This is a genomic window from Schwartzia sp. (in: firmicutes) (genome assembly GCF_978017985.1).
Genome location: NZ_CDXDFU010000198.1, coordinates 1 through 7266, shown reverse-complemented (window position 1 = coordinate 7266; position 7266 = coordinate 1). Strand labels below are relative to the sequence as shown.

Annotated in this window: 7 protein-coding genes and 1 pseudogene; 7 read left to right on the top strand and 1 reads right to left on the bottom strand. The window is 50.6% G+C overall.

Annotated elements, in window-relative coordinates:
* Positions 1-871 (top strand): annotated as a pseudogene (locus ACY69O_RS08585) (hypothetical protein); the annotation flags it as partial.
* Between the two features lie 39 nt (positions 872-910).
* Positions 911-1282 (top strand): NfeD family protein, encoded by a 372-nt coding sequence (locus tag ACY69O_RS08580; protein ID WP_462333054.1) that lies wholly within the window; start codon positions 911-913, stop codon positions 1280-1282.
* Between the two features lies 1 nt (position 1283).
* Here ACY69O_RS08580 and ACY69O_RS08575 read toward each other — a convergent pair whose 3' ends face one another.
* A complete protein-coding gene (locus tag ACY69O_RS08575; RefSeq protein ID WP_462333053.1) occupies positions 1284-2501 on the bottom strand; it encodes a tRNA(Met) cytidine acetate ligase in 1218 nt (405 codons plus the stop codon).
* A gap of 70 nt (positions 2502-2571) precedes the next feature.
* On the opposite strand from ACY69O_RS08575, the gene ACY69O_RS08570 reads away from it, so the two are divergent.
* From ACY69O_RS08570 to rlmD, 5 genes are all read left to right on the top strand, one after another.
* On the top strand, positions 2572-3321 hold the full coding sequence (locus ACY69O_RS08570; protein WP_462333052.1) for a hypothetical protein: 750 nt from the start codon (positions 2572-2574) through the stop codon (positions 3319-3321).
* A gap of 18 nt (positions 3322-3339) precedes the next feature.
* Entirely contained in the window at positions 3340-4443 is a 1104-nt protein-coding gene (gene mnmA / locus ACY69O_RS08565) for a tRNA 2-thiouridine(34) synthase MnmA (protein ID WP_462333051.1), read from the top strand.
* Positions 4444-4560: 117 nt separating this feature from the next.
* Positions 4561-5613, top strand: a complete 1053-nt coding sequence (locus ACY69O_RS08560) for a DUF2939 domain-containing protein (RefSeq protein ID WP_462333050.1) — start codon at positions 4561-4563, stop codon at positions 5611-5613.
* A 17-nt stretch (positions 5614-5630) separates the two neighbouring features.
* Positions 5631-6281, top strand: a complete 651-nt coding sequence (locus tag ACY69O_RS08555) for an HAD family hydrolase (RefSeq protein ID WP_462333049.1) — start codon at positions 5631-5633, stop codon at positions 6279-6281.
* A 67-nt stretch (positions 6282-6348) separates the two neighbouring features.
* Positions 6349-7191, top strand: a complete 843-nt coding sequence (rlmD, locus tag ACY69O_RS08550; protein WP_462333048.1) for a 23S rRNA (uracil(1939)-C(5))-methyltransferase RlmD — start codon at positions 6349-6351, stop codon at positions 7189-7191.
* Positions 7192-7266 lie beyond the last annotated feature (75 nt).

Here is a 7266-nt window from a genome sequence, read left to right as displayed (position 1 = left end):
TTTCTTTTTTGATTATCATATGATGGCAGAGGACATTACTCCCCTTCGCTATTTTCTTGAACGTGGAAGAAAGGTTTTGTCTTCGGGAGATAAATATATCCTGAAGGACCTTCTTAAAACACGGCTTTCGATATTCTACGTCACCCGTACGGAGCAGGACTGCATATTTTGCAAGGATTTGTTCACTGATGAGCAGATGCTGCTTCCGATTCCGGACAACGGATATACGGATTTCAAGAATCTTATCCTTTACGGGCATTTATATCCCGAGGGAATCATGCTGCTGAATTATGTCACGGCAATGCAGGCTTCAACGCATTTGCGGAAACGCATAAAGGAGGAGGTACTGCACCAGTACGAGGCATTTAAGAAATATCAGATGCCGCATGCGACGCTGCAGGATTTCTTTACACGGCATGCCATTTCTGTGCGCCATACAATCAATATTTTGGCCAATTTCGCGCAGCTCAAGGTTATTCCGACGGAGATGGCAGAACTTCCGGAGCGTCCCGAAGGGAATGCTTCGCTTCTGTCCCCCGGACAGGAGGAAATCGCTGACGCGGCGCATAGATTCGGGTTCAGCTGCTATGCGGCGGAGATGGCTAAAAGGCTTTATGCGGATTATATTTCGACAATCGGCAAGAGGGAGATACGGAGCCGTAAAGCGCTTGTTGCTGCCGTACTGATTTTGATTCAGGGGCTCAACGGTATGGATTACCGTGCGGCTGATGAAATAATTACGCTTCTTCAGACTACAAAGCAGGCAACCATATCCATGATAGAAAAGGTCGGAGCCGTGCTGAAGCTGGTGGAGCTGGACCCGCGGTACAGAACTGAGGAAGGCAGCGTGCAGGCGTTGTATCAGGTCTGATACGGTTATGAAAAAGATGGTTTTGAAGGAGGCTGTTTGATGCGCTGTGAGCGATGTGGTTCGGAATTGAATGAGGAAGGACGCTGCCCTGTCTGCGCGGATTCAGATGAAAATAAGGTTCGTGTCCTGTCGCAGGACGAGAAGATGAATTATGATGGGGTGACCATCGAGGAAGCAGGCTCCTATGACGAAAACAGCGGCCCTCAACAGGACGTGCGGTTTGAGCGCACATCAGGGCCGCGGATACATTATATGTCTTTCGGCGACAACGGGTCGCTGATGCGAAAGATATGGCTTTTTCTGATTATTGCAGGCATACTGGCATTTATCTTCTTTATTGCTTTGCCGGTGGCACTTGTGGCGCTTGTTGTGGGCGCTGCAGTATGGCTGTTCTTCAGCTTTTTGGGCTGAGTTATTTGACATAGGCGGGAGAAAGCAGAAAATCTTCTCCGGCAGACGGAATCGGCTCTAATGTCAGTCCCCGCAGGTCGGAGGCCACCGTGTCATAATAAAGCATACGCTGCGCAGGGGTGTCAGGTTCATCGGAACTGTGGCGCAGGAAGGGGCGTACCCTGGAAACAAGAGGCAGACTGCCCTTTTCGCGTATTTCCTTCAAAAGACCGCGTCCGCGTTCATTAAATGCCAGAACACGGATATAGAGCGGACCGCTTTCCTCATAATGCCTGTATTCGGCAGATGAAGGGGCGAAAAGCAGGGACAGAAGAGTTCTTCTTATACGGCTCTTCGGATATCTGCGGCTGCTGAGGGAATCACAGAGCTCCTCTAAAGAGCCTGCTGTTTTCGCAGCGGAAATGATTCTGTTCTCAAGTCCCTCGTTTATGCCAATACTATTGGCGAGGACCTCGGGGGATATGGTATAGAGCTTCGCAAGAAGCGGGCGGAAAAGCCGTTCGTCATTTGGGAAGCAGGGCTCTTTTTCAAGAGCGGAAAAAACCGAAGCCGGTACAGCCTTCCGGACGGCATCAGTCAGGCCTGTTTCCGAAATGCTTCTTCGTATGGCAGAAGCGCTGGGATATTCAGATGAAATCTCAGAATCATGATAGCCGCTTCCTCTGCGTAGCAGCGGCAGAGGCTTGATTTCGGGGGCATAGGTCTGAAGGGCGCGCTGATATTCAACGGCAAGAATGTTGTTTGGCTGCCGCATTTCATCAGCCTCTTCTGCGGTAAGATCAAGTGCCTTCGTCAAGGCCTCCGCGTAGGAATGGCCTTGCTTCATAATATCGCGGAGTGACTGCTGAGTTTCAGGCAGGCGCAGTTTTTCGGCAATGCGTGCCGAAAATGAAGAATCCTCACATTCTGTACCGAAGGCAAGGGTATCTATGATACCAAGAGAAGCGAGCAGGCGGACACCGCCTTCGGCGAAATACTGGGCGCTTCGGACAGCAAAAACAGTCGGCAGCTCGATTACAAGATCGGCTCCGTTTTCTACCGCACAGCGGGCGCGCACTCCTTTCGGGAGAACGGCTGCGCTGCCGCGCTGGGTGAAGGCACCGCTCATGCAGACTACGATAGACGTATCGCTGCCGAGGACGGCACGAATGTTATTCAGCTGCAGTCTGTGCCCATTGTGAAAAGGGTTATATTCGGCAATAAGGCCGGAAGTATGCATAGTTCTCGCTCCTTTGTTTTTCAGTTTATCAGAAAAGCGGGGGAAAGAGAAGAAGGAAAGGAAAGTGAACATGGGTATCTTATCAACGCAGGCGATTTTTGCCGTAGTCTTTCTGATGGTGGTTCTCTGTTTTGTTTGTATCGTCATGGCGATACGTGTCAGCGGAGCCGGTATGCGGCTTACGTTTTTGGGCGCCGCGCTGGTACTTTGTGCTATGATGGGAGTGTTCTGTCTCACGGAGCTTCAGATGCAGAACATGGAAAAGCCTGCACCCAAGGCGCAGGAGGAGCAGCCGGTTGAAAAGAAGAAGCCGGCAGTGCCGTCGCTCTCGGGTGATTACGGTTCTGTGGAGCTTAGGGTTGATGAGGCGACTGTGCCTAAAAATGTTGATGAGCTGAAGCAGCCGGAGCGGCTTGATCTTGAGAAAGGCTTGAGCGGCAATTCTCCGCAGAGACAGCAGGAACGGCGCAGAATCGGACATCAGCTGACGGCTATCGAGGAAGAGCTTATCGGAAAGCTTTCGCGGCTTGATGCCCAGAAGCAGGAGATTTCTGCCGCTCAGGCTGCTGGAACGATTGACAATTACGACGCGCTTCTGAAAATTGCACAGATAAAGCTGCAGCAGGCCAAGCTGGTAGAGATTGCCATGCATGAAAAGCTTTCGGTTTTGAGAGAAACAAAGGAACTGACTGAGCAGGATATCGGACCGGACCGTGAACGCATACAGAAGCGTTTGGCGGAAGCTCAGCGCAAGCAGCAGGAATACAACGAGGTTATTTCAAAGGTAAGTGAGAACTCGGAGGTATTCCATAAGCTGTAAGGAGGAATACACTGATATATGAAGGAAAAGAAAAGAGTCCTGGCTGCCATGAGCGGCGGCGTGGACAGTTCTGTGACCGCGGCTCTGCTGCAGGAGCAGGGGTATGAGGTAATAGGCGTTACAATGCGCCTTTCTGAGGAGAGCAGGGAAGCTGATGACGACCGCGGCTGCTGCTCCATAAAATCTGTCAACGATGCGCAGGGAGTTGCGTCCATTCTAGGTATTCCGCATTATGTGCTGGATTTCCGTGCGGAGTTTGAAAAGAATGTTGTGTGCAATTTTCTCGATGAATACGCGAAGGGAAGAACGCCTAATCCGTGCATTGAGTGCAACCGGGCAATGAAATTCGGCGCTCTCATGCAGAAGGCGAGGGAGCTCGGCGCGGACTGCGTGGCAACAGGCCACTACGCCCAGATTATCTATAATGAACAAAATAATCTTTACGAGCTCAGAAAAGGACTTGATGAAAAAAAGGACCAGTCCTATGTGCTGTACCATCTGACACAGGATACGCTGGCGCATTTCCTTCTGCCGCTGGGTGGATTCACAAAGCCTGAGGTGCGGGAGATGGCGGAGAAATATAACCTTCCTGTAGCGCATAAGGCAGAGAGCCAGGAGATATGCTTTATCCCCGATGATGACCACGGACGTTTTATACGTGAGCATCGCCCTGAGTGCCTTGTGCCGGGAGATGTGGCTGACCTTTCTGGGCGTGTGCTCGGAAAGCATCAGGGGCTGCCTCTTTATACCGTAGGGCAGAGGAAGGGACTTGGCATTGCCGCTCCCGAGCCGTTGTATGTAGTACGGCTCGATACGGAAAATAACCGTGTTATCGTGGGCGGAGCGAATGACGTTTTCGCTTCGGGGCTTACGGCTGTGAGAGTTACATGGACGTCCGAAGCTCCGAAGGAGCCGTTTCGCTGTACGGCAAAGGTGCGTTACGGACGACGTGAGGGCGCGTGCACGGCGGAGATGCTCACGGACGGAAGCCTGCGTGTGACTTTTGATGAGCCGCAGCGTGCGGTCACCCCGGGACAGTCCGTTGTGCTTTACGACGGAGACCGTGTTCTTGGCGGAGGAATTATTGAAAATACTGTTCCGGCAAGGCGTTCGGACGGTTAATTTTTTTCTAAACATAGGTTCTTGCGTATTGTGCTGAGTGGGTGCATAATATGTAAAAAGGAGACGGGAGAACAATCCGTCTCCGTAAGTTTTTGAAGATTGGAAGGATGATTCCGTATGGCAGGCGGATTTTCAAAACAGGGAAGAATGCGGCTGATGATAGCGCTCTTTATCATCGCGGCTGCGGCAGCAGGAGGGCTTGCGTGGTATTTCGGATATTATACAAAAACTCCGGAATATGCGGTGCGCATGATGCAGGAAGCTGTCGAAAAGCATGATCAGGATAAATTTGCCCGCTATGTGGATGTTGAAAACCTTGTTAACACTTCATGTGACGCGCTCTTTGAAGGCCTGATGGATGCAGATGCTTCACTTAACGACGCGCAGAGAAGCGCGGTATCGGGCTTTGCAGACCTTTTCAAGGCTCCGCTCCGTGCAGGCTTTACCTCGGTTATTAAGGACTTCGTAAATACCGGAGTCTGGGGAGGAAATGCCGGAAGCAAAGCAGCGCTTTCCGTGGATTCTGATGTTGTTGTTAACAAAGCGGGGCTGAAAAATATCACGTTCCGCGGACTTGAGGGTATAGAGACAAACAAAGAAGACGGAACGGCGGTGGTATCCGCACGGGTGTATCCTGAGGACGTGGGACAGGAATTTGTGCTGAAGGCACGTCTTCAGAGAACAGAGGACGGTTTCTGGCGTTTGGCGGAAATCTCCAATTTCCGGGAATTTATACAGCTCATCGCCGCATCACGCAAGGGAATGCTCAAAGCGTATGTGGAAGAAACCGACCGCATAATGATGAAGCATGACAGTGCCATTCACGAGATGGATAAAAAATTCGTGGATATAGTGCAGACAGGCAATCTCGGGCAGGATACAACAAGAATGGCGCTCAGAAAGATAATGCTTGAGTCCATTTTGCCTGACTGGCAGAAACGCCATGAAGAACTCGCGGCTATAGAAGCTCCGCAGGCGGCACAGACTCTGCACCGCCTCAGAATTCATATCTGCGAGCTTGAAGAGTCTTATGCAAAGACATACGCAGAGTGGCTGGAGACGAAATCATCTGCTACTATCCGAAAGGCTAATGAACTTCGCCGCAACGCGAAGGAAATGGAAGGCGAAGCAAAACGTATCCGTGAGCAGATGCGTGCAAAGGGCCTTTAATACGGAGGAACGTCTTTATGACATACAAAGCAGCCGTGTTCGATTTGGACGGAACACTTATAAATTCCCTTGAGGATTTGGCGGACAGCGGCAATGAAGTGCTTAAAAAATACGGAAAACCTGCGCAGCCCGTGGATGCATTCCGCTACTTCGTAGGAAACGGTTCAAAAAAGCTCATTGAGCGAATTTTGCCCGAAATGGACGAAGCGGGAGTTGAAAAGGCGCTCTCTGAGTACAAGGAAATCTACGCGAAAAACCTCCTTCATAAAACGAAGCCCTATGACGGAATCGTGGAAATGCTGGAAGAGCTTAAAAAACGCGGAATAAAAATCGGTGTGTGCACAAATAAGCACATGTCGGCGGCAGAGGAGCTTTTGGGGAATCTTTTCGCTGAAGGAACTTTTGACGCGTACGTGGGAGGCCGTGCGGGAGTGCCGCATAAACCAGACCCGGCGAACGTATTCTATGTGCTGGAAAAGCTCGGAGTAAAGCCGGAAGAAACGGTGTATCTCGGAGATACATCAGTGGATATGGAAACTGCTCACAACACGGGGGCGCTTGCCGTGGGAGTGACCTGGGGGTTCCGCCCGAAGACAGAGCTTATAGAAAGCGGGGCGGAGATTCTTTTGGACAGTCCCATGGAGCTATTTGAAAAAGTGAAGTTTTGAAGGACAAAACGTCCGGCAGAAGATTCCCATACTGTCGGGCGTTATTTATTGAATGGAGAGAAAGATTGTGAAAAAGCAGATACCGGTCGCCAAAGGGCAGACCGTTGAAATTGATATTGAGAGGCTTGGGACAGGCGGTGAAGGTGTCGGGAGAATAGACGGCTTCACCGTATTTGTGCCCGGGGCGCTTTACGGTGAAAAAGTCGAAGCGGTTATTGATGTTGTGAAAAAAAGCTACGCATCGGCAAGGCTGGTACGCATTATTAACGAATGCCCGGACAGAGTCGAGCCGGAATGCCCCATATACAAGGAATGCGGCGGTTGCCAGCTGCAGCATCTTTCCTATGAGGCACAGCTTAAAATGAAGCGTCAGCAGGTCATTGACTCGCTGGTGCATATCGGCGGGCAGAAAGACGTTCCCGTGCATGAAACCATGGGCTCGGATGCATGGAATTATAGAAATAAAATGCAGTTTCCTGTTGGAAAAGACAAGGGCAGGGCCGCAATAGGCTGCTTTGCACAGGGCACGCACCGCATCATCAACACGGAAAACTGCCTTATTCAAAAGGAAGAAAACAATGTAATAGCGGCAGTTATGCGTGAAGCCGTGGACAAATATCATATTCCCGTATATAACGAGGATAAGCATACGGGCGTGCTGCGCCACGTAATGGGCCGCGTGGGAAAAGACGGCAGCGTAATGGTGGTGCTGGTGACGGCAACAGAGGAGCTGCACCAGGCAAAGGAAATCGTAAAACTCCTTAAAGCGCGTATTCCTAAACTTGTCAGCGTTCAGCAGAATATCCAGACATACCGCAACAACGTAATCCTCGGACGAAAAACCAATATTCTCTGTGGCAAGAAGACTATTCTTGATTCCAAAGGGACGCTGACCTTTAATATCTCCTAACGGTCATTTTTTAATGTCAATACGGAGCAGGCAGAGGTGCTTTATCACAAGGCGCTTGAATTGGCGGCTCTTACG